This is a genomic window from Pseudomonas sp. 9Ag, from assembly GCF_902506445.1.
GTDB lineage: Bacteria > Pseudomonadota > Gammaproteobacteria > Pseudomonadales > Pseudomonadaceae > Stutzerimonas > Stutzerimonas stutzeri_AB.
Genome location: NZ_LR733836.1, coordinates 3,475,369 through 3,494,841, shown reverse-complemented (window position 1 = coordinate 3,494,841; position 19,473 = coordinate 3,475,369). Strand labels below are relative to the sequence as shown.

22 protein-coding genes and 1 pseudogene are annotated in these 19,473 nt (G+C 63.5%); 11 read left to right on the top strand and 12 right to left on the bottom strand.

The window, feature by feature from the left end:
- Nucleotides 1-21 precede the first annotated feature (21 nt).
- The 8 genes and pseudogenes from ALTERO38_RS15915 (at nucleotide 22) to ALTERO38_RS15885 (ending at nucleotide 7,053) form a co-directional block, all read left to right on the top strand.
- The gene (locus ALTERO38_RS15915; protein ID WP_159968972.1) at nucleotides 22-573 is read left to right on the top strand and encodes a nitrous oxide reductase accessory protein NosL; all 552 of its coding nucleotides are present in this window, start codon (nucleotides 22-24) and stop codon (nucleotides 571-573) included.
- Nucleotides 574-606: 33 nt separating this feature from the next.
- Nucleotides 607-789 (top strand): twin-arginine translocase TatA/TatE family subunit, encoded by a 183-nt coding sequence (gene tatA, locus ALTERO38_RS15910; protein WP_178114600.1) that lies wholly within the window; start codon nucleotides 607-609, stop codon nucleotides 787-789.
- 388 nt (nucleotides 790-1,177) lie between these two features.
- On the top strand, nucleotides 1,178-2,368 hold the full coding sequence (locus tag ALTERO38_RS15905; protein WP_159968971.1) for an NnrS family protein: 1,191 nt from the start codon (nucleotides 1,178-1,180) through the stop codon (nucleotides 2,366-2,368).
- A 106-nt stretch (nucleotides 2,369-2,474) separates the two neighbouring features.
- Complete coding sequence (locus ALTERO38_RS15900; RefSeq protein ID WP_102835530.1) at nucleotides 2,475-3,218, top strand: SDR family NAD(P)-dependent oxidoreductase; 744 nt, start codon at nucleotides 2,475-2,477, stop codon at nucleotides 3,216-3,218.
- Nucleotides 3,219-3,612: 394 nt separating this feature from the next.
- Nucleotides 3,613-3,882: pseudogene (locus tag ALTERO38_RS21850) on the top strand (methyl-accepting chemotaxis protein); the annotation flags it as partial.
- The gene (locus tag ALTERO38_RS21845) at nucleotides 3,862-4,356 is read left to right on the top strand and encodes a CZB domain-containing protein (RefSeq protein ID WP_372239424.1); all 495 of its coding nucleotides are present in this window, start codon (nucleotides 3,862-3,864) and stop codon (nucleotides 4,354-4,356) included. The pseudogene ALTERO38_RS21850 and the gene ALTERO38_RS21845, both read left to right, overlap by 21 nt.
- 284 nt (nucleotides 4,357-4,640) lie before the next feature.
- Nucleotides 4,641-5,780, top strand: coding sequence for an HPP family protein (locus ALTERO38_RS15890; protein ID WP_159968969.1), 1,140 nt, complete (start codon nucleotides 4,641-4,643; stop codon nucleotides 5,778-5,780).
- 133 nt (nucleotides 5,781-5,913) lie between these two features.
- Nucleotides 5,914-7,053, top strand: coding sequence for an HPP family protein (locus ALTERO38_RS15885; protein WP_159968968.1), 1,140 nt, complete (start codon nucleotides 5,914-5,916; stop codon nucleotides 7,051-7,053).
- A gap of 37 nt (nucleotides 7,054-7,090) precedes the next feature.
- On the opposite strand, the gene ALTERO38_RS15880 is transcribed toward ALTERO38_RS15885, so the two are convergent.
- From ALTERO38_RS15880 to ALTERO38_RS15825, 12 genes are all read right to left on the bottom strand, one after another.
- On the bottom strand, nucleotides 7,091-7,951 hold the full coding sequence (locus tag ALTERO38_RS15880) for a LysR family transcriptional regulator (protein WP_159968967.1): 861 nt from the start codon (nucleotides 7,949-7,951) through the stop codon (nucleotides 7,091-7,093).
- A gap of 112 nt (nucleotides 7,952-8,063) precedes the next feature.
- Nucleotides 8,064-9,557 carry a nitrite reductase gene (locus tag ALTERO38_RS15875; RefSeq protein ID WP_159968966.1) on the bottom strand — a complete coding sequence of 498 codons (1,494 nt, stop codon included), beginning with the start codon at nucleotides 9,555-9,557 and terminating at the stop codon, nucleotides 8,064-8,066.
- Nucleotides 9,548-10,393, bottom strand: a complete 846-nt coding sequence (gene cobA, locus ALTERO38_RS15870; RefSeq protein ID WP_159968965.1) for a uroporphyrinogen-III C-methyltransferase — start codon at nucleotides 10,391-10,393, stop codon at nucleotides 9,548-9,550. Before cobA ends, ALTERO38_RS15875 begins: the two co-directional genes overlap by 10 nt.
- 65 nt (nucleotides 10,394-10,458) lie before the next feature.
- Nucleotides 10,459-11,640 carry a heme d1 biosynthesis radical SAM protein NirJ gene (gene nirJ, locus ALTERO38_RS15865; RefSeq protein ID WP_159968964.1) on the bottom strand — a complete coding sequence of 394 codons (1,182 nt, stop codon included), beginning with the start codon at nucleotides 11,638-11,640 and terminating at the stop codon, nucleotides 10,459-10,461.
- A 245-nt stretch (nucleotides 11,641-11,885) separates the two neighbouring features.
- Entirely contained in the window at nucleotides 11,886-12,401 is a 516-nt protein-coding gene (locus ALTERO38_RS15860) for a nitrite reductase (protein WP_159968963.1), read from the bottom strand.
- Complete coding sequence (locus tag ALTERO38_RS15855; RefSeq protein ID WP_159968962.1) at nucleotides 12,376-12,819, bottom strand: Lrp/AsnC family transcriptional regulator; 444 nt, start codon at nucleotides 12,817-12,819, stop codon at nucleotides 12,376-12,378. Before ALTERO38_RS15855 ends, ALTERO38_RS15860 begins: the two co-directional genes overlap by 26 nt.
- Nucleotides 12,812-13,327 carry an AsnC family protein gene (locus ALTERO38_RS15850; protein WP_159968961.1) on the bottom strand — a complete coding sequence of 172 codons (516 nt, stop codon included), beginning with the start codon at nucleotides 13,325-13,327 and terminating at the stop codon, nucleotides 12,812-12,814. The genes ALTERO38_RS15855 and ALTERO38_RS15850 overlap by 8 nt, the downstream gene beginning before the upstream one ends.
- Nucleotides 13,324-13,782, bottom strand: coding sequence for an Lrp/AsnC family transcriptional regulator (locus ALTERO38_RS15845; protein WP_159968960.1), 459 nt, complete (start codon nucleotides 13,780-13,782; stop codon nucleotides 13,324-13,326). The genes ALTERO38_RS15850 and ALTERO38_RS15845 overlap by 4 nt, the downstream gene beginning before the upstream one ends.
- 1 nt (nucleotide 13,783) lies before the next feature.
- Nucleotides 13,784-14,962 (bottom strand): cytochrome D1 domain-containing protein, encoded by a 1,179-nt coding sequence (locus tag ALTERO38_RS15840; protein ID WP_159968959.1) that lies wholly within the window; start codon nucleotides 14,960-14,962, stop codon nucleotides 13,784-13,786.
- Nucleotides 14,959-15,300 carry a cytochrome c gene (locus ALTERO38_RS15835; RefSeq protein ID WP_178114599.1) on the bottom strand — a complete coding sequence of 114 codons (342 nt, stop codon included), beginning with the start codon at nucleotides 15,298-15,300 and terminating at the stop codon, nucleotides 14,959-14,961. Before ALTERO38_RS15835 ends, ALTERO38_RS15840 begins: the two co-directional genes overlap by 4 nt.
- Before the next feature lie 16 nt (nucleotides 15,301-15,316).
- Entirely contained in the window at nucleotides 15,317-15,631 is a 315-nt protein-coding gene (locus ALTERO38_RS15830) for a c-type cytochrome (protein ID WP_102835543.1), read from the bottom strand.
- Between the two features lie 52 nt (nucleotides 15,632-15,683).
- On the bottom strand, nucleotides 15,684-17,393 hold the full coding sequence (locus ALTERO38_RS15825; RefSeq protein ID WP_234484523.1) for a nitrite reductase: 1,710 nt from the start codon (nucleotides 17,391-17,393) through the stop codon (nucleotides 15,684-15,686).
- Nucleotides 17,394-17,747: 354 nt separating this feature from the next.
- On the opposite strand from ALTERO38_RS15825, the gene ALTERO38_RS15820 reads away from it, so the two are divergent.
- The 3 genes from ALTERO38_RS15820 to ALTERO38_RS15810 are packed head-to-tail and all read left to right on the top strand — an operon-like array spanning nucleotide 17,748 to nucleotide 19,384.
- Nucleotides 17,748-18,554 carry a CbbQ/NirQ/NorQ/GpvN family protein gene (locus tag ALTERO38_RS15820; RefSeq protein WP_159968958.1) on the top strand — a complete coding sequence of 269 codons (807 nt, stop codon included), beginning with the start codon at nucleotides 17,748-17,750 and terminating at the stop codon, nucleotides 18,552-18,554.
- Nucleotides 18,538-19,122: a cytochrome c oxidase subunit 3 gene (locus tag ALTERO38_RS15815; RefSeq protein WP_372239385.1), complete on the top strand. Its 585-nt coding sequence runs from the start codon at nucleotides 18,538-18,540 to the stop codon at nucleotides 19,120-19,122. The genes ALTERO38_RS15820 and ALTERO38_RS15815 overlap by 17 nt, the downstream gene beginning before the upstream one ends.
- Nucleotides 19,123-19,132: 10 nt before the next feature.
- Nucleotides 19,133-19,384 carry a cytochrome C oxidase subunit IV family protein gene (locus tag ALTERO38_RS15810; protein WP_159968957.1) on the top strand — a complete coding sequence of 84 codons (252 nt, stop codon included), beginning with the start codon at nucleotides 19,133-19,135 and terminating at the stop codon, nucleotides 19,382-19,384.
- Nucleotides 19,385-19,473: the final 89 nt, after the last annotated feature.

Sequence of the window (19,473 nt, the reverse complement as noted above, 5' to 3'; positions counted from 1 at the left end):
CACGAAAAGGAAACTGTAACGATGAATGCGCTATATAGAGCGTCACGCGTACTGGTCACCGCTGCATTGATGCTCGGCCTGGCCGCTTGCAACGAAGCCGAGCAGAGCGAGCAGCTGCTTGAACCCGTCGCCTTTCACAGCAGTGATGAATGCCATGTTTGTGGCATGGTGATCAGCGATTTCCCCGGACCCAAGGGGCAGGCGGTGGAAAAGGGCGGGGTACGTAAATTCTGTTCCACCGCCGAGATGCTCGGCTGGTGGCTGCAACCGGAAAACCGCATGCTCGATGCCAAGCTCTACGTTCACGACATGGGCCGCTCCACCTGGGAGCACCCTGACGACGAATACCTGATCGATGCCACCAGCGCCTACTATGTCGCGGGCACATCGCTCAAAGGCGCAATGGGCGTAGTGTTGGCCACCTTTGCCGAAGAGTCTGCGGCCAAGGGACTGGCGGCCATGCACGGCGGCCGAGTGCTGCGCTTCGAGGACATCGATCAATCCGTATTACAACAATCGCCGGGCATGCCTCACGCCATGCCCGGCCATCAACAGGCTCACGCCGGTCACTAGACCGCCAACCAACAACTCGATGAGGTACTTGAAATGATGGGCATCAGCATCTGGCAACTTCTGATCGTACTGCTGATCGTAGTCATGCTGTTCGGCACCAAGCGCCTGCGCGGCCTGGGCTCGGACCTGGGTGGCGCGATCAGTGGCTTCCGCAAATCCATGAGCGACGGCGACAGCGCGGCATCGACCGAAACGGTCAAGCACGAGCCGAAGTAACGTCCCTCTCGCACCACCGCTGCGTAAGGTGGATGTCGCGTTCCACATCCACCGCGACTCAGCTCGGTGGCTTGCTGGATCGCGGGGTCGGTTGATCGATTACTCGGTGGATCGGTGAAGCGTGATCCACCCTACGGCTGCTGGGCGTACGCACGATCCGAATCGCAAGTGCCCTGCGCGGCGGTGTTCCTGCGCCACTTCCTCAGTGCACTCGGACCTGCTGGCCGTCGCAGCCGGCCTCCCTCCCAAAAAAAGATGATTGCAATCAAGTCTGCCAGAGCCCCCTAAGCTGTAAAAAGTAGGCCTGGCTCCGCAATTCGGAGCAGTCACCTTTCTGACCGGCAGGGCTTCTTCCTCCAGGCAGATACGAAAAGCTCAGGAGGCCTTTGTGCAAGTTATCGATCGGCGAAAAGCCTTGAGTATCCCGCCCGTGTGGCGGCTCGCCTTTCGCCCGTTTTTCCTCGCCGGCAGCCTCTTTGCGATGCTGGCGATTCCCTTGTGGATCGCGGCATGGACAGGCCTCTGGCCGGGCTTTCAGCCAACCGGCGGCTGGTTGTCCTGGCACCGTCACGAAATGCTGTTCGGTTTCGCCATGGCTATCGTCGCGGGGTTCCTGCTGACGGCGGGGCAGACCTGGACTGGCCAGCCTGGCGTATCCGGCAACAAGTTGATGGCGCTTGCCGTGGTCTGGCTGCTGGCCCGCCTCGGCTGGTTGTTCGGACTGCCCGTGGCCTTGCTGATCCCGCTGGATCTGCTGTTCATGCTGGGGGTGACCGGGCTGATGGCGCGCATGCTCTGGAAGGCCAGGCAGAAGCGCAACTACCCGATCATCGCCGTGCTCGGCCTGATGACCGCCGCCGATGTGCTGGTGCTCTGCGGCGTCGCGCTCGGCGATGACGCTTTGCAGCGCCAGGGCGTACTCGCCGGGCTATGGCTGGTGGCGGCGCTGATGGCGATCATCGGCGGACGGGTGATTCCCTTCTTCACTCAACGTGGTCTCGGCCGCACCGAAGCGGTCAAGCCCTGGCTCTGGCTGGACGTGGCGCTGCTGGTGGGTACCGGCCTGATTGCCGTGCTCTACGCCGTCGGCGTTGCGCTGCAGCAGCATGTCTGGCTTGGCGTGCTGTTTCTCGGCATCGCCGCCGGGCATTTGTTGAGGCTGGCGCGCTGGTATGACAGCGGCATCTGGCGCGTGCCGCTGCTGTGGTCGCTGCACCTGGCCATGCTCTGGCTGGTGGTAGCGGCAACCGGCCTGGCACTGTGGAATTTCGGCCTGCTGGACAGCTCCAGTTCGTCGCTGCACGCGCTGTCGGTCGGTTCCATGAGTGGCCTGATCCTGGCGATGATCGCTCGCGTCACGCTCGGTCATACCGGGCGGCCGTTGCAGTTGCCGCCTGGCATCGTGAGCGCCTTCGTGCTGTTCAACCTCGGTGCCGCTTCGCGGGTGTTTCTGATCACCGAATGGCCAGTGATCGGCCTGTGGGCTGCCGCAATTTGCTGGGCCCTGGCGTTCGCCCTGTATGCCTGGCGCTATGCGCCGATGCTGGTGACTGCGCGGGTCGATGGCCATCCAGGCTAGACGCTGAATCAACCAGCTTATTCCACCACCCCTACTGAAAACTACTGCCTGCCCATTCCGGGATGGGCAGCCTGCGGCTCGGCGAGCGCCGGCATCGGAGATGATGATGAAAAATGAATTCAATGAACGCCTGGCCGTCGTTACCGGTGCCAGCTCCGGTATTGGGCTGGCGCTGTGTACCGCACTGCTGCAGCGCGGTGCGCGCGTATTGGCCATGTCACGCACCCTGGGCGGCTTGGCCGAGCTGGTGGAAACCTACCCCGAGCACCTGCATTGGCACGCTGGCAACGTGACCTCCAAAGACGATCTTCAAGCACTGGCCCGTCGCGCGGCGGAGCTCGGTCCGGTCGACTATCTGGTGCCGAACGCGGGTATCGCTGAGTTGGGCGACAGCCTCGACGTGGCCTGCTTCGAGCGCCAGTGGGCCGTTAATGGAGCGGGAGCCTTGAACACCCTGGCGGCCTTGCGTGCTGAACTGGCCAAGCCAGCATCAGTGGTGTTTGTCGGCACCTTTCTGACCCGCAGCACCTTCCCCGGGCTGGCCGCCTATATCGCCAGCAAGGCCGCGCTGGTCGCCCATGCCCGCACCCTGGCGGTGGAGTTCGCACCGCTCAACGTGCGCATCAACGTGGTCTCTCCGGGGCCGACCGCCACCGCGATCTGGGGGACATTGGGTTTGGCCGAGGAACAGCTCGAGCAGGTGGCCGAAGGCGTCACTCAGCGCCTGCTGCCGGGGCATTTCCTCGAATCTGCCGCCGTCGCCAATGTCATCCTGTTCCAGTTGTCGCAGGGCGCACGTGGCGTATACGGCCAGGACTGGGTGGTCGACAACGGCTACACACTCAACTGAATCCGCGAGGCAGCCGATGTTTTTCAAATGGAAACGAGCCGCTCGCGAGCTGCAGCAGGAGCGTGATCGGCTGCAGCAGACCTGCGTGGAGCAAGCCGCGCGTATCGCCGCGCTGGAGGCGCAGGTGGCCGCTGTCAGCGCCACTAACGCCGAGGGGCAGCGTCACCTGGACTATTATCGCGGCGTGGCCGGCAATCTGGTTCGCTTCGGCCATTCAGTCGAGCATCTGGGTGACTCGTTCGAATACCTCACCGGCCAGCTCAGCGAAAACCGCACGCAAGCCGAGCAGGTCGCTAATGCAGCGCTGAGCAACCAGCAGCATTTCGGCGAGCTACAGAGCAAGGCGGTTGACATGGAGAGCGGGCTTGATCAGGCATCGCAGCAGGTCGATGCCCTTGCGGCCCATTCGCAACAGATCAACGGGATCGTCGATCTCATCAGCGGCATCGCCAGTCAGACCAATTTGCTTGCCCTCAACGCTGCCATCGAGGCGGCGCGGGCCGGTGACGCCGGTCGCGGCTTCGCCGTGGTCGCGGGGGAAATCCGCACCCTGGCGGAAAAGACCGCATTGGCCACCGCCGACATCGTGCAGAAAATCACCGAGGTGCAGGCCGAGATCGCCAGCGTGCACGCCTATATCCAGATGCAGGGCGGCCTGGCGCAAGGGTTCAGCCGCACCACCGAACTGGCCGTGGCGGCCATGCAGCACCTGCATCAGCTGGCAGGCAACATGCGCCATGGCATCGAGCGCTCCTCGTTCCGCGCTGGCATTGAATTGGCCAACCTCGATGAGCTGTCGTTGAAATTCGTCGTCTACAACCAGGTGCTCGGTTCGAGCAGTCAGAGCGCGCCGATTCTGCCCAGCGAGCGTGAGTGTCGCTTTGGCCGCTGGTACTACGGGGAGACCAATCGAGGCATGCACCGGCTGGCCCATTTTCAGCAGATCGAACGTCCGCACACGGCCGTCCATCAACAGGGCCAGCAGGCCATCGAGGCGTTTCGCCGACAGGCGCTGGAAGACGCGCTCGCCCATATGAGCGAAATGGAAGAGGCCAATCTCGACGTGATGCGCATCGTTGCCGCACTGATCGGCGAGCACGAAAAAGAGCTACGGCCGGCCATCAGCGAAGCGTGCTAGCACCCCAGATACGCCTTCATTTGTGAATATCAACGGCCGGAGCGAGGCTGGTCTTGTGTGTTGCTGCAGGCCAGACACGCCTGATCGCAAGGTTGATAACAAAAATACTGCAGCGAAGGACCAATACTATTCATTGGTCTGGAGTCTGGGGTGCACCGACAATGTGCGCCCGTTTCGGTCTGTGCCCCTATTTGTGGCGCCAGGCCTCTTCTGATCGGCTGACACGCCGGCCATGCAAACGCTTGGCTGTCACAGCGATCGCAGACTCAACGCAAGCAGGAACCATGCAGGAACGCCTTCTAGACTGGTGTCGATCTTTTGCGCCTGTGCCTTTGTCGGCGCGTCCGGCTGAATGGCTGCGTGCCGCAACGGGCATGGGTTTGGCTCTGCTGGTGATCATCCCTTTCAGCGCCTGGGTGTTCGGAATCGCGGTCACGCTGCCACTGGCCGCACCGGCGGCTGCGTCCGCGGTGCTGCTGTTCGCTGCCTCGTCGAGCCCCTTCGCCCAGCCATGGTCGGTAATCGGCGGCAACCTGCTGGCCGCTGCCATCGGTATCGCCCTGGGCGCGAGCCAATTGCCCGTGGCAGCGGCGGCTGGCCTGGCCGGGGCGCTGGCGATCATCTGCCTGTTCGGCTTGCGCTGCCTGCATCCGCCGGGTGCAGCGCTGGCGCTGGTGGCGGTGGTCGGCAGCCCGGAGCTGCATGCCTACGGATTCCAGCTGCTCTACCCGGTGGCGTTCAACTCGTTGCTGCTGGTGGCGGTGGCGCTGCTCTACAACAATCTCAGTGGCCACGCCTACCCCAAGCCGCGCCCGCAGAATGGCAACACGCATCACACCCGTGACCCGCTGCCCAGCGAGCGTATGAGCTTCAGTGATGACGACGTCGAGCAGGCGCTGGCCGAGTTTGGCGAATACGTCGACGTCACCCGTGATGACCTGGCCCAGCTGATCAAACAGACCGAAAAGCATGCGTTGCGGCGCAGCATGGGCGAGATAACCGCCGCCGATATCATGTCTCGTGATCTTTACTGGGGCACCCCGGACGGCTCCATTCAGCGGGCCTGGCAGAGCCTGCGCGAGCATCGTCTGCATTCGTTGCCGGTGGTCAACGGCGACAGTCGTGAATTGCTCGGCATCGTCACGCTGGTCGACCTGCTCAAGCATCTGCGCTCGTCGCCGGGGCGACTGCGTCTCAGCCAGCTGAAGCGCTCAGATAGCGCTCGTTTGCGCTCGATCATGACTACGCCGGTGGTAACGGTTAACCCGGACACGCACATGGCTGACCTGGTGTTCCTGCTCTCCGACCGCGGTCTGCACTGCCTGCCGGTGGTCGACGTCGAGCATCGTCTGATCGGCATGATCACCCAGACCGATCTGATCGCGGCGCTCTATCGGAACTGGTTGAAGCACTTGCCAGACTGAAGCGCCACGATCTGGGGATGAGGCCCGATTGACGATCGTCATCAGCGTGCGCATCGCAGCCCGCGGCAGGAACTACCGGAACCTGTGGCATAGTCGCAGTGCCTGAGTGCTATACCTCTTCCAAGCCGAGCCCATGCAAGACCCTTTGAACAACTGGCTGCGATCCTTCTTTCCGGTGCCATTGAGCGTGGGACCGAAGGAATGGTTGCGCGCGGTGATCGGCGTCGGGCTGGTGGTGCTGCCGATGGTTTCCGTCGGCCTCTGGCTGTTCGGCGGCCCGGTCACGCTGCACATCGTCGCGCCGGCGGGCGCCTCGGCGGTGATCCTGTTCAGTGCCTCATCGAGCCCCTTCGCGCAGCCCTGGTCGGTATTCGGTGGCAACCTCATTGCCGTGACCATCGGCGTTGCCCTGGGGGCGAGTGCCTTGCCCACTGTCGCGGCGGCGGTGCTGGCGGTGTGTCTGGCCATCGCCTGCCTGTTCCTGCTGCGCTGCATGCACCCGCCGAGCTGTGCGCTGGCGATGGTCGCCGCCATTGGTGGGCCAGGGATCAGCGAACTGGGTTATGGCCTGCTGCTCCCGGTGGCCTTCAACTCGCTGCTGCTGATCGCCGCTGCGCTGGTCTACAACAACCTCACGCGCCATCCCTATCCCAAGCCTCGCGCTGCCAGTAGCGGCGAGCAGAGCGGCAGTGTCCCGCTGGGCGAGGAGCACATGAGCTTCACCAGCGACGACGTGGACCGCGCACTGGAGGATTTCGGTGAGTATGTGGACGTCACACGCGACGACCTGGTCGAGCTGATCAAACGCACCGAAACCCATGCCATCCGCCGCAGCATGGGCACGGTGGCCGCTGCCGACATCATGTGTCGCGAGTTGCACTGGGTCGATCCCGCGGCGCGCATGCGTCAGGCCTGGGATGTCGTGCGTCGGCATCGGCTGCATTCGCTGGCCGTGGTTGAAGCAGGCAGCGGCAAGCTGGTGGGCATTCTCACCCTGACCGATCTGCTGCAGAATTTCGAGCCCAGCCCCTCACGGCTCAACCTGCGGCGGCTGACGTTTGGTCGCGAAATGCGCGTGGAAGGGATCATGAGCGCGCCGGTGGTCTCCGTGCATGAGGATGCCCAGCTCGCCGATCTGGTCCATCTGCTGGCCGACCGCCGCATGTCCTGCCTGCCCGTCGTCGACGCCGAGCAGCGTCTGGTCGGCATGATCACCCAGAGTGATCTGGTCGCCGGGCTGTACCAGAACTGGATGAAGCGGCTGAGCGACTGAGCCGTTGTTGAGCCAGCGCCTCATCGAAAGCGACCGGCTAGATTTCGTAGTTCCAGCGCGACCAGTCGTACTCCTCTTCGGCAGCTTCTCGCAGCAGGTCAATGGCAAGCCGCAACGCCGGCGACTCGGCGGCGCGCGGGTACACCAGATAGACCGGGTAGCTGAACTCCGGCGCCTGCTCGACCCGCTTGAGCAGGCCTTCATCGAGGTAGCGCTGGACCACCCGCGTGCGGAAGTAGCCGCGACCGCCATGCTGCAGCAGAAACTGCAGTGCCAACGGGCCGAGGCTGAAGGAGAGCGCGGCGCGGATGTGTTCCGGCAGCGCGCGATCATGCTGGCTTCGAAACGCCGGCCCCCAGTCGACGTACAGGTAGGGGTCGGGGACATAGCTGTGAACCACCTGAATCAGCTTTTCTTCGAGGAGCTGCTCTACCTGCAGCCCAGGCCAATACTCGGGCTGATGCACCAACGCCGCATCCAGCGCGCCGAGGCCTAGCTGCTTCTGCAATTCTTCGCCGCTGGCCACCTCGTTACGAAAGGCATGGTCGGGCATCATCTGGCGCAGCCGCTGGACCCAGGCCAGCATCAGTGGATTGCACAGGCTGATCTCGGCGCCCAGCGACAGCAGCTTGTCGTAGCCGCGCGGCAGCGGCAGATCACGCCGGGCGGTTTCCCAGGTCTGCACCAACTGGGTGGCATGGGTGACGAAACGCTCGCCGTTACTGGTCAAGCGCGCGCCGGCGCGGTTACGCACGAACAGCCGGCAGCCAAGTTGCGTCTCCAGGCTGCGCACCCGTGCAGTGACCGCAGTCTGGGTAATGTGGAGCCGCTCGGCGGTGGCGATGAAACTGCCACTGCGGATGATCTCGAGAAAGGTGCGGGCGAGATCGATGTCCATGGGCAGCTCATATCAAATGGGCTGATATGAAAGCAGTTTGGTATGAAAAAGGACAGCGGCTGGCTCTAGGCTACTGCTGAAACCAACCGCCTTCTCGTGCTCGATCCTGCTGTCAGTGCGAAGTGCCTTCGGCGTACTCGATCTTGTTGCCGACGTTGTATTTGCCGGATGGCTTGTTCATCGGGATGCGTTTGACCTCCTCCAGTGTCTTGGCGTCATAGACGATCAAGGCGCCATCGGTATCCCAGACGCTGAGCAGGGCATAGCGGCCGTCGTTGGTGAACTCGACATGGGCAGCATTCTTCCCGGGCATCGGCCGTAGCGTATGGGCGACCTCCAGGGTCTGCTTGTCGATCAGGTGCACGGCATCGTTGTTCGGGCCGAAAAACACGTCTGTCCAGGCATAGGGCGAGTTCAGGTGACTGCGCATGAAGAAGCCCGGCCCTTCGGTGGGGATTTCCTTGATCAGTTTCCAGCTCTGCAGATCGAGCACGGAGATCAGCCCCTTGCTCACGTTGGGTGTGGCGAACACCCAGTCGCCGCCGCGTTTCCAGTAGATGCCCGAGCCCAGGTGTGGCATGCCCGGCAGCGGAATGTCGGTGACGGCCTTGCCGGTGTCCAGGTCGATGACCTGCCCACCGAGCGCCTTGCGCGAGGTGGCCAGCAGGTAGCGGTAATCGGGGGTGAACGAGAAATCGTCTAGGAAGTCGGCCGCTTCGATGCGCCGTGGCTGGAAGTCCGGCTCGCCGGCGTAGGACAGTTCCCAGGCTTCCTTCACATCCTTCAGCGCCACCACGAAGCTGTCACGCGGTGGGGCGGTGTAAACGGCGCTGACCCGAGATTGGGTCCCGTCGGCAGCGACGGCAGGGATGTGCTTGACCAGCGACAGATCGCGCGCGTCGAGCAACACCAGATTGCCCGGCAGGTAGTTGCCCACCAGCACCCAGCGGCCATCGTTGCTGACGGCGAGGTTACGGGTGTTCAGCCCCGCGCGTACCTCGGCGATCATAGTCAGGTTGTGCAGGTCGTACACACTGATCCAGCCGTCACGCGAAGCGAAGTAGACGAAGCGGCCATCCGGCGAGAATTTCGGCCCGCCATGCAGGGCGAAGTGCGAAGGGAAGTTGGCCAGCTCCTCGAAGCGATCACCGTCCAGCACGCGCACGTGATGATTGCCGGCCTCGACCACGACAAACAGGTTCAGCGGATCGGCGCCGTGCTGCGGTGTGCTCGGCAGCGCGGCGACGTCAGCGAGAATGCGGTGGCTGGCGCGAATGTCGTCGTCGCTCCAGGTCGGTGCTGTGGCGGCCGGCTGGTAGAGGTAGCTGACCAGCCCGTCTATCTGGGCGCTGCTCAGGCGGTCGCCAAACGCGGCCATCTGGCTGGCCGGACGACCGTTGTGGATCACCGCGCGCGCCTCATCGGGTTTGATTCGGCTGAGGCTCTCGGGCAGCAGTGCCGGCCCGGCGCCGCCTAAGCGGTTGACGCCATGGCAGCTCTGGCAGTGTTGTTCATAGAGCACGCCAGCCTGATCCAGCGACACGACTTCGGGTGCGGCCTGAACGGCGCCACAGAGGATGAGCAGGGCGAAGGGAATCAGTCGCATAGCGCCTCCAGAACGGCGGACTCAGGATTGTGCTCAGCACAGAGACGCGCCGGGAATTCCAGGGAATGATTCGCGAACAGGCCGACCACCTCACCAATCACAGTGAGCGTCGGTGGCTTCAGTTGTTGTTCCTGTGCCATCGACGGCAGCTGTTTCAGCGTGCAGCGCACCACGCGTTGATCGGCTCGGGTGCCGTTGCCGATCAAGGCGGCGGGGGTGTCGACCGGCAAGCCAGCGGCTATCAGGTTACGCGAGATTTCACCGAGGCTGGCCAGGCCCATGTAGAACACCAGGGTCTGCTTGCCCTCGACCAGGCTGCTCCAGGGGAGCTGCAGCGCGCCATCTTCCTGCAGGTGACCGGTGATGAATTGGCAGGAATGCGCCAGGTCGCGGTGGGTCAGCGGGATGCCGGCGTAGGCGCTGCACCCGGCAGCCGCGGTCACCCCGGGAACCACCTGGCCATTGATGCCATGCGCCAGCAGGTATTCGAGTTCTTCCGCGCCGCGGCCGAAGATGAACGGATCGCCGCCCTTGAGGCGCACCACGCGCAGGTTCTGCTGCGCCAGGTCCACCAGCAGCTGATTGATCTGCGGCTGCGGCAGGCTGTGGTAGCCGCTGGTCTTGCCAACGTAGTGGCGGGCGCAGCGGGCCGGCAAGAGCTTCATCAGATCGTCGCTGACCAGGCGGTCGTAGACCACCGCGTCGGCTTGTTGCAGCAGGCTCCAGGCGCGCAGGGTGAGCAGACCCGGATCGCCGGGGCCAGCGCCGACGAGGGCGACTTCGCCAGGGGCCAGCGTGGCGCCGAGTGCAGCGGGGAGAATGGTTGGCTGATCCATGCGAACTCCTGAAAATCTCATCGGACGGCGGTAGGTCTCGGGCGGCCTCGGGGCCGCGCTCGGTATCAAAGGGCGATGCTGGGGATGCGCTGCGGTTGCGGCAGGCCGATCTCCTGGTCACTGAGGTAGCAGCCAGGGTCTTCGCCCCAGAGGTTGCCCTCGGCCCAGGCGCGGGTACGGGTGTTGCCGTTGCAGATCGACAGCCAGCGGCACTCGGCGCAGCGGCCTGTCACGGCACGTGGGTGCTGGCGCAGCTCGGTGAGCAGCGGCTCGGGCTGTTCCAGCCACAGCTCGCGAAACGACTGTCGGCGCACATTGCCGACGGTGTGTTGCCACCAGTAGGTATCGGGATGCACATCGCCGATGTTGTCGATATTGGCGATGCCGCTGCCCGACGCGTTGCCGCCCCAGGCGAGCAGCATCCGCTCGAGGCGCTCGCGGTGCTCGGGCAGGCGGGCCTCGACCCACTGCAGCAGGAGCACCGCGTCGGCGTCGTTGTTGCCGCTGACGAAATCGGTCTCGCGGCTGTGCTGCACGTCGTCCCAAGCCTGCTCGAACAGCTGGTACATGGCGTCGCGGGTCATCTGGTGATGGGCGTCGGCCTTGCGGCTGCGCTTGCCGCGGCCGCTGTAGTTGAGGTGCGACAGGTAGAACTTCTGTACATCGTGTTCGCGCATCAGCGCCAGCAGGGCCGGCAGCTGCGGGTAGTTGTTCTGGGTCAGGGTGGTGCGCAGGCCGACGCGAATGCCGTGCCTGCGGCACAGGTCGATGGCGTGCATGGACGCGGCAAAGCTGCCTTTGAGCTGGCGCCAGTCGTCATGCACCGCTTCCAGGCCGTCGATGCTGATGCCGACATAGTCATACTTCGCGGCGGCGATCTGCTCGATGTTCTGCTCATCGATCAGCGTGCCGTTGGTAGACAGTGCAACGAAGAAGCCGCGCTGGCGCGCGTACTCGGACAGCTCGAAGATGTCGTCGCGCAGCAGCGGTTCGCCGCCGGAAAGGATCAGTACGCGGACACCCGCTTCGTGCAGATCGTCGATGACCTTGAGGGCTTCGGTGGTGTCCAGCTCGTCGCGAAATACGCTGTCGGCGGAGGTGGCGTAGCAGTGCTTGCAGGTCAGGTTACAGCGCCGCAGCAGGTTCCAGATCACCACCGGCGGCCGTGCGCCACCGGTGCTGCGTGCGCCCAGTACCGGCATGGCGGGCCGGGCGAGGGCACGCAGGTAATGGCTGATTCTCAACATGAGCGTCTCTCCCCGCGTCACGCGTCTTGCGTGTTTCGATGGAGGCAGCATCCCCGACTGGCGATTGCCAATCCTTGACCGTAAACAATAAAGAGGTGGGGCTTGCCCCGTGGTAGAGCGTGGCGGCACAGGACGGGCGTCCAAGCGTCGGATGGGCTTCAGCCCACCCGGACACGTTGCGTTCGTTGGAGTCAGTCGCCGAAGCGGAATGCCGCCCGGCCCACCCTGCGAGGCTGATGGTGACGCTAGCGGGGACCGCCCACGCGCAGCCCGGTCTTCTTGAGGATGCGGCTGCTGACCAGCATTTCGTCGGTGCGGCAGGCGCTGCCGAGCAGCTGACGGATCTCGGCGCGATAGGCGTCGATCTCCTCGGCGCTGCGTCCATGCACCATGGCAAACAGGTTGTAGTGCCAGCCTTCCTGGCGCGGGCGCCGGTAGCAATGGCTGACGAAGGGTTGCGCGCCGATCAGCGGACCGAGGCGGGCAATTTCGGTATCGTCCACGTCCCAGACGGTCATGCCGTTGTGCCGGTAGCCGAGGCGGTAATGGTTGGGCACGGCGGCGATGCGGCGGATCGCGCCCTCGGTCTGCAGCTGCTGCAGGAGCTCCAGGGTGGCGTCGACACTGATCTCCAATCGCTCGGCCAGCCAGCCCCAGGGATCCTCCACCAGCGGCAGTCCGCCCTCGGTGAGCGCAACCAGGCGTTTGGCCAGCTCCTCGTGCTCGGAGGAGGAGTCAAACGGCGAAGTGCAGGCCGACATGGTAAGTCTCCTCCTTGGGCAGGTTGAGCACCGGCAGGCCGGTCTCCGCTTCGATGCGTGTGATGGTATCTGCGATGCCTTGCGGGGCGACGCAGCCAAGCACGAACCACATGTTCCATACGTGTTCACGACGGTAGTTGTGCGCCACTTCAGGCATCGCCGCCAGCAGTTCAGCGACCGCATCGAAACGATCTTCGGGCACCGACAGTGCGGCGAGGGTGAAGGCGCCGCCCAGTCGCTCGATGTCGAACATTGGTCCGAAGCGGGTCAGGGTGCCGTCATCGAGCAGGGCCTGGATACGCTCGCGCAGCGTCTGCGGTTCTGCGCCTAGCTCCTCGGCCAGTGCCTGCCACGGATGACGGACCAGCGGGAGGCCATGCTGAAGACGATTAATCAGGCGGCGGTCCAGCTCATCCATGGGCGCGCTCCAGCGCGGCGGGCGGTGCGTAGCGGCCGCCACACTGCTTGAAGGCGCGGGTGCTGAACAGCAGTTGATGCGGTACATCACTGAGCCCGTGCTCGGCGAGCATCATGTCGATCAGGCGGCACACCTGCTCGCGTTCGCGGCCATGCACCATGCAGAACAGGTTGTAAGGCCAGTCAGGCAGTCGCCGCGGGCGTTGGTAACAGAGGTTCACGCCTGCGGCCTGGCCAAGTTTGCGGCCGACCTCATCGACCTGATCATCAGGAATATTCATCACCAGCATGGCGTTGGCGCGAAAGCCCATGGCGCGGTGCTTGAGCACCAGGCCCACGCGGCGAAACAGTCCGCTCTCACTCCAGTCACGCACCTGTCCGAGCACCGCCTCCTCGTTGGCGCCAATGCGTTCGGCCAGTACTTGATAGGGCCGTGCGGCGAGTGGCAGGCCGGCTTCGAGCAGGCGTCGCAGCTGAAGTGCCTGCAAATCGTTGAGGAGTGACGTCATGGCGTATCTCCAATGGGAAAGCCGAGGTCGATGCGGTAGGCCGCCTGCATGGGCAGGTCGAGGGGGACAAGCCCGGTTTGCGCTTCGATTGCGGCTAAAAGCGCATCGATGTGCTGACGATCCGGCCCGGTGAGTACGAACCAGAGGTTGTAGCGGTGTTCACGCAGGTAGTTGTGATTGACCTCAGGGTAGCGGTTGATCAGTTCCGCCAGCTGTTCGAGCTGTGCTTCCGGCACGGCCAGCGCCACCAGGGTGCTGGCTCCGGCGCGGCTGTGTTCGAACACCGGGCCGATGCGCGAGAGGCCGCCGCTGCTTTCCAGGTATTCAAGGCAGGCCAGTACCTGGTCTTCGCTGCATTCGAGGGCATCGGCCATGGCGCGGTAGGGGTCGGCGCACAGCGGCATACCGTGCTGGAAGCGGTCGATCAGGCGGCGGCTTAGAGCATCGATATGCATGTCACAACCCCGTCTCGTGCGCGCGGCTGGTGAAGAAGATGCCGCTCGGACTGTCGGCTGGCAGGCGCTTGAGCAGCTTCAGCGTGTAAGGATCCCAGACCTGTACCTCGTTGCCGTCGCGTACCGACAGCCAGAGCTGGTCGCCGCGGGCGGTGAATTCCATGTGCAGTACGGCGGGGCCGGGTTCCAGCTGAGCGATGATCTCGTGGGTCTCGCTGTCGATGACCTGTACCTTGCCGTTGTCGGGGTGGGCAAAGTTGACCCAGATCTGCCGGGCGTCCGGGCGTGCCATGACAAACACCGGCTGGCCGGCAACGTCGATGGCGTCGGTCTGCTTCCAGCTTTGCGAATCCATCACCAAGACCTGGTGATGGCCGATGGCGGGGACGAAGGTCTGATTGCCGGCGACCGTCCAGCCTTCCAGATGCGGCATCTTGTAGACCGGCAGTTTCTCCTCACCGCGGCCGTAACCGTCGATGATCCGCTCGACACCACGGTCGGGGTGCCAGAGGTCGATCTTGGCCATGCCGTCCTCGCCGAACAGACCGGCAATGTAGTAGCGACCATCGGGTGTCAGCAGACCGTCGTAGGGCTGCTTGCCGATGTTCTCGAAACGGGTGATCTCGAGGCTGTTGCCTTGGCTGAAGTCCAGCAGCCAGGTTTCATGGGTGTCGAACAGGCTGTAGATGAAGCGGCGGCCGGGGGCGTCGATGACGCCGACCACCCGCGAGTTGCGGCTGCCATCGGCCAGCGGCGTGGCGGGGATGTCGGCCACCAGTTCAAGGGTGTCGGCGTCGAAGACCTTGACGCCGCCGGGTTCGTAATTGCCGACGGCAATCAGCTTGCCGTCCTGGCTGATGGCGCCGCCGATGCTGTTGCCACCCTGGATGACGCGTTTGTCGATGCGCTGGCGCAGCAGGTCGACCTTGGTCAGACCACCGTCACGGCCAAAGACATAGGCGAAACGCTCATCGCGGGAAAACACCACCGAGGCGTGGGACAGATCACCCAGGCCTTCCACGCGCGCCAGCCGTGTCTGGCCGCTGCTTTCGATGATCTGCAGGGCGCCGGTGGCGCGCTCCACCACCACGCCCATGTCACCGGTGCCGCGCAGCGGTTGCCCGGCACAGGCACTAAGCAGCAGGCTGGCAGCGGCCAGCAACAGGGTAGGACGCATCATGGCTTTGGGTATCCTTTGCGCAGTAGGTCAACCAGCCAGGCGATGTCCTGATCGTCGAGCAGGGCATTCCAGCCGGGCATGGCGGTGCCGGGCCGTCCGTGGGTCACGGTGGCAATCAGAGCGTCGCGGGGTTTGTCGGCGATGGCGTCGCGGGTCAGTGCCGGGCCAAGGCCACCGGTCATACGCAGGCCGTGGCAGGAGCCGCAGTCCTGCACCAGCAGGTGTTCGAGCTGAGCCTGGCGAGCGGCTGTAGGCGTATCGGCCAGGGCAGCGGAAAAGGGGAGGAGGGACACCAGAGTGAGCCCCAAACCGAATACTGCGTGTCGGGACCTGATCATGATGCCCTCCTGGGTGTTACTTGAGGCTCAGAACCCACTCAGCGAGGGTTTTGGCTTCTTCTTCGGTGACGGGGTTTGGCGGCATCGGGATCGGACCCCAGTTACCCTGGGTGCCGTTCTTGATGTGGCCGGCGAGCAGATCGGCAGCGCCATCCTGACCGGCGTATTTGGCGGCGACTTCTTTCAGAGCCGGGCCGACCATTTTGGCGTCGATGCTGTGGCAGGCCGCGCAGGGCTTGCTCTTGAACAGCGCTTCACCGTCCTGAGCCACCGCGGGCTGCAGGACCATTGCGCCGCCGAGGGCGAGCAGTGGGATGAGAACTTTTTTCATGAGTTACTTCCTCAAGGCTAGAGGGGGATCTTGGCGTCCCCCCCGGTTTTACTCAGTACACGTCGTGCTGAGTGTTATGGACGTTAAATTTACCGGTTGGGGTAATCAACCTTTTGTCCTTGATCACCTTTTTCAGCTTTAACGTCTTGTCATCGACCACGACGATAGCTGATTGCTCGTCCTGGCCACTCCAGACGGAGAACCAGACCTCGTCGCCCGCTTCGTTGTACTCCGGTTGCACGACGCGCTTGGCACCGTCTGTCACTCCGGCCCATTCGGCGATTGGCAACACGGTAAAGCCTGCGCCCAGATCGTCGATGTTAAAGACGGCTGCCGACTGGCTGATCTTGGCGTCCGGGTTGAAGGTGGTGTCCAGGTAGATGTGGTTGGACTTCGGATGGGTCTTGATGAAGAGGGAACCACCGCCCTGGCCCTTGAGCGTCTCGACCACTTTCCAGGCCTGATCGGGATGCTTGTCCGGGTCAGTGCCGATCAGCGAAATGGTTTCATCGCCCAGGTGGCTGGTTGCCCAGACCGGGCCGAATTTCGGATGGACAAAGTTGGCGCCGCGACCTGGGTGCGGGATTTTGCCCACATCGACCAGTGCCGCCATCTTGCGCTCTTTCGAGTCGATTACCGCCACCTTGTTCGAGTTGTTAGCCGCTGTCATGAAGTAGCGATGGCTGACGTCCCAGCCACCGTCATGCAGGAACGGCGCGGTGCCGATCATGGTGGTGGTTAGGTTGTCGATGTCCTCGTAGTTGACCAGCAGCACCTTGCCGGTTTCCTTGACGTTGACGATGAACTCCGGGTGCTCGTGGGAGGCGATGATCGCCGCCACGCGTGGCTCCGGATGGTACTCCTGAGTGCCCACGGTCATGCCGCGAGTGGAGACGATCTGCAGCGGCTCGAGGGTTTCGCCATCCATGATGGTGTATTGCGGCGGCCAGTAGTCGCCAGCAATCACGTACTTGTCTTCGTAGCCCTCGAACTTGGAGGTTTCGACCGAGCGGGCTTCGATACCCACCTTGATTTCGGCGACCTTGAGCGGCTCCTTGGCCCAGAGGTCGATCATGTCGATCTTGGCATCGCGACCGATCACGAACAGGTAACGGCCGGAGGCGGACATGCGCGAGATGTGCACCGCATAGCCGGTGTCGATGGTCTTGATGATTTCTTTGCTCTTGCCGTCGATCAGCGCAATCTTGCCGTCGTCACGCAGGGTGACCGAGAACAGGTTGGGCAGATCCAGCTTGTTCATCTGCTTCTTTGGCCGGTCTTCTGGCTTGACCAGCACCTTCCAGGAATCCTTCATCTCGACCATCCCCCACTCTGGCGGGGTCGGCGGAGTGTGCTGGATGTACTTGGCCATCAGCGTGATTTCGTCTTTGCTCAGCGCGTTGGAGGTGCCCCAGTTGGGCATGCCGGCGGGGGAGCCGTAAGTGATCAGCGCCTCGAGATAGGCCTGTCCACGCTCCTGGGTAATGTCCGGGGTCAGTGCCTTGCCGGTGGCGCCCTTGCGCAGTACACCGTGGCAGCCGGCGCAGCGCTGGAAATAGATCTCTTTGGCCTGCTCGAATTCGGCGGCGTTCAGGTCGGGAGCACCGGGCGAATGGACCACCTGGGCGCTGGCCGGATCGATAGCGGAGGCTTGGCCCTTGTAGGCGGCATCGGCGTTTTCTGGATTCATCGCAGCCTGGGCAACTGCCAGGCCGAGCAGTGAAAAGCCGGCAATGATGCCCGCCAGTATGGGTTTGCTCATAGTGATCTCCTCTGACCGCTTCGTGCGGTTCCTGCTAGTAACGGCGATGTGGCAGTTCCCGGGTCTTGCTGTGTGCGCTTGCATCCTATGGTGGGCTTTGCACGAAAGCGCTTGATGGCAATCAAGAGTCGATCCGGGATGGGCCAGGCGTGACGTCGTGTCGCGGGGAACGCAAGAAAGCCGAGCCTCGTTAGAGAAAACGCAGTCAGAACGGGCCGTTCGGAGGCGTGCGGTCGTCCATTTCGAGTCGGGCTTGACCGTAATCAAGCTTCGCCGCGGGTTGGCTTGAGAGGGAGCGGTGCGGCGTTTAGCGTGGCAGTGGACAAATCCAACCGCTGCAGTGAGGTATTGCCAATGAGCGCGCCCGAAAATGTTGTCGGCTTGACGACTGCCCCGTTCTATCAGTCGCTAGGCAACGAAGAGGTGCTCTTCGAACAGGCCTGGCGGCACGGCATGCCGGTGCTGATCAAGGGGCCGACCGGCTGCGGCAAGACCCGATTCGTGCAGCACATGGCGCATCGGCTGAACCTGCCGCTGTACACGGTGGCCTGTCACGATGATCTCAGTGCCGCAGATCTGGTAGGGCGGCATTTGATCGGCACCCAGGGCACCTGGTGGCAAGATGGCCCGCTGACCCGCGCCGTGCGTGAGGGCGGTATCTGCTACCTGGACGAAGTGGTGGAGGCACGGCAGGACACCGCCGTGGTGCTTCACCCGCTGGCGGATGACCGCCGCGAGCTGTTCATCGAACGTACCGGCGAGGCTTTGAAAGCGCCGCCGGGCTTCATGCTGGTGGTGAGCTACAACCCGGGTTACCAGAATCTGCTCAAGGGCATGAAGCCGAGCACCCGGCAGCGTTTCGTCGCCATGCGTTTCGACTATCCGCCGGCAGCCGAGGAGCAGCGTATCGTTGCCAACGAGGCTCAGGTCGATGCCGCGCTGGCAGCACAGGTGGTCAAGCTCGGGCAGGCGTTGCGCCGGCTCGAACAGCATGATCTGGAAGAAGTTGCCTCGACCCGCCTGCTGATCTTCACCGCCAGAATGATCCGCTCCGGCATGAGCCCGCGCGAGGCCTGCATGGCTTGCCTGGCCGAGCCGCTGTCGGATGACCAACAGACGGTCGCGGCGCTGATGGATGTGGTCGATGTCCATTTCGGTTGATCGCACCAGTCTGTCTCTGCGATTGCCGGGTGATCTGGCGATGTGGTTCTTCATCCTCGCCGAGTTGACCGTCTTCGCCATCCTGATCCTGGCGTTCGCGGTGACTCAAGTGCTCCATCCGGAGTTGTTCCGTGAAAGCCGTGCGGCGCTGGACAGCTCGATCGGACTGGCACTGACCCTCAGCCTGCTGACCTCCGGTCTGCTGGCCGCCCTGGCCGTGGAGCAGGTGCGCCTGGCGCGGCCGCAGCGCGGGGCATTGCTATTGTTCGGCGCGCTGCTGATCTCCTGTGTCTACGTGGTGCTCAAGCTGAACGAATACGGCCATCTGGCCGGGCTCGGTCTCGGGCTCGAGCACAACACCTTCTTCACCCTGTACTGGATCCTTACTGGCTTTCACTTCCTGCATGTGTTGCTGGGGCTGGTCATCCTCGGTTGGATGGCCGAACGCTGTCGTCGGCGCGCCTACAGTGCGCAGGACTGTGCGGGGCTGGAATCAGGGGTGCTCTACTGGCACATGGTGGATATGGTCTGGGTGTTGCTGTTCCCGCTGGTCTACGTCATCAACTGAGGAGGCCGTGATGTCCGCTTCAAAGGTGCTGATCGGGTGTTGGCTGGCGCTGGTCGTTCTGTCCACGGCCACCGTATTGCTGGGCAACGCCGGCTCGACGTTGTTGCTCGCTGGCGCCGTGCTGGCTGTCGCGCTGGTCAAGGCCTGGGTGATCACAGAAGGCTTCATGGAGCTGCGTCATGCGCCACCCATGTGGCGTTTGCTTTTGTTTGGCTGGCCGCTGGCGATGGCCGGCGGGATTCTATTGGCGATGAACTTGTGATGGCTAGGTAGCCGGCGGCACCGTAGATGCACGCCGGCTCTCAGCAAAGCGCCAGCCCAAAAAGCAAAGCACCGGAACGCTGCGTCACG

Bases quoted from the DNA above. Each gene is read 5' to 3' on its own strand.
- ALTERO38_RS15915 (WP_159968972.1), top strand. From the start codon at position 22: ATGAATGCGCTATATAGAGCGTCACGCGTACTGGTCACCGCTGCATTG.
- tatA (WP_178114600.1), top strand. From the start codon at position 607: ATGATGGGCATCAGCATCTGGCAACTTCTGATCGTACTGCTGATCGTA.
- ALTERO38_RS15900 (WP_102835530.1), top strand. From the start codon at position 2,475: ATGAAAAATGAATTCAATGAACGCCTGGCCGTCGTTACCGGTGCCAGC.
- ALTERO38_RS21845 (WP_372239424.1), top strand. From the start codon at position 3,862: ATGCAGGGCGGCCTGGCGCAAGGGTTCAGCCGCACCACCGAACTGGCC.
- ALTERO38_RS15890 (WP_159968969.1), top strand. From the start codon at position 4,641: ATGCAGGAACGCCTTCTAGACTGGTGTCGATCTTTTGCGCCTGTGCCT.
- ALTERO38_RS15885 (WP_159968968.1), top strand. From the start codon at position 5,914: ATGCAAGACCCTTTGAACAACTGGCTGCGATCCTTCTTTCCGGTGCCA.
- ALTERO38_RS15880 (WP_159968967.1), bottom strand. From the start codon at position 7,951: ATGGACATCGATCTCGCCCGCACCTTTCTCGAGATCATCCGCAGTGGC.
- ALTERO38_RS15875 (WP_159968966.1), bottom strand. From the start codon at position 9,557: ATGCGACTGATTCCCTTCGCCCTGCTCATCCTCTGTGGCGCCGTTCAG.
- cobA (WP_159968965.1), bottom strand. From the start codon at position 10,393: ATGGATCAGCCAACCATTCTCCCCGCTGCACTCGGCGCCACGCTGGCC.
- nirJ (WP_159968964.1), bottom strand. From the start codon at position 11,640: ATGTTGAGAATCAGCCATTACCTGCGTGCCCTCGCCCGGCCCGCCATG.
- ALTERO38_RS15860 (WP_159968963.1), bottom strand. From the start codon at position 12,401: ATGTCGGCCTGCACTTCGCCGTTTGACTCCTCCTCCGAGCACGAGGAG.
- ALTERO38_RS15855 (WP_159968962.1), bottom strand. From the start codon at position 12,819: ATGGATGAGCTGGACCGCCGCCTGATTAATCGTCTTCAGCATGGCCTC.
- ALTERO38_RS15850 (WP_159968961.1), bottom strand. From the start codon at position 13,327: ATGACGTCACTCCTCAACGATTTGCAGGCACTTCAGCTGCGACGCCTG.
- ALTERO38_RS15845 (WP_159968960.1), bottom strand. From the start codon at position 13,782: ATGCATATCGATGCTCTAAGCCGCCGCCTGATCGACCGCTTCCAGCAC.
- ALTERO38_RS15840 (WP_159968959.1), bottom strand. From the start codon at position 14,962: ATGATGCGTCCTACCCTGTTGCTGGCCGCTGCCAGCCTGCTGCTTAGT.
- ALTERO38_RS15835 (WP_178114599.1), bottom strand. From the start codon at position 15,300: ATGATCAGGTCCCGACACGCAGTATTCGGTTTGGGGCTCACTCTGGTG.
- ALTERO38_RS15830 (WP_102835543.1), bottom strand. From the start codon at position 15,631: ATGAAAAAAGTTCTCATCCCACTGCTCGCCCTCGGCGGCGCAATGGTC.
- ALTERO38_RS15825 (WP_234484523.1), bottom strand. From the start codon at position 17,393: ATGAGCAAACCCATACTGGCGGGCATCATTGCCGGCTTTTCACTGCTC.
- ALTERO38_RS15820 (WP_159968958.1), top strand. From the start codon at position 17,748: ATGAGCGCGCCCGAAAATGTTGTCGGCTTGACGACTGCCCCGTTCTAT.
- ALTERO38_RS15815 (WP_372239385.1), top strand. From the start codon at position 18,538: ATGTCCATTTCGGTTGATCGCACCAGTCTGTCTCTGCGATTGCCGGGT.
- ALTERO38_RS15810 (WP_159968957.1), top strand. From the start codon at position 19,133: ATGTCCGCTTCAAAGGTGCTGATCGGGTGTTGGCTGGCGCTGGTCGTT.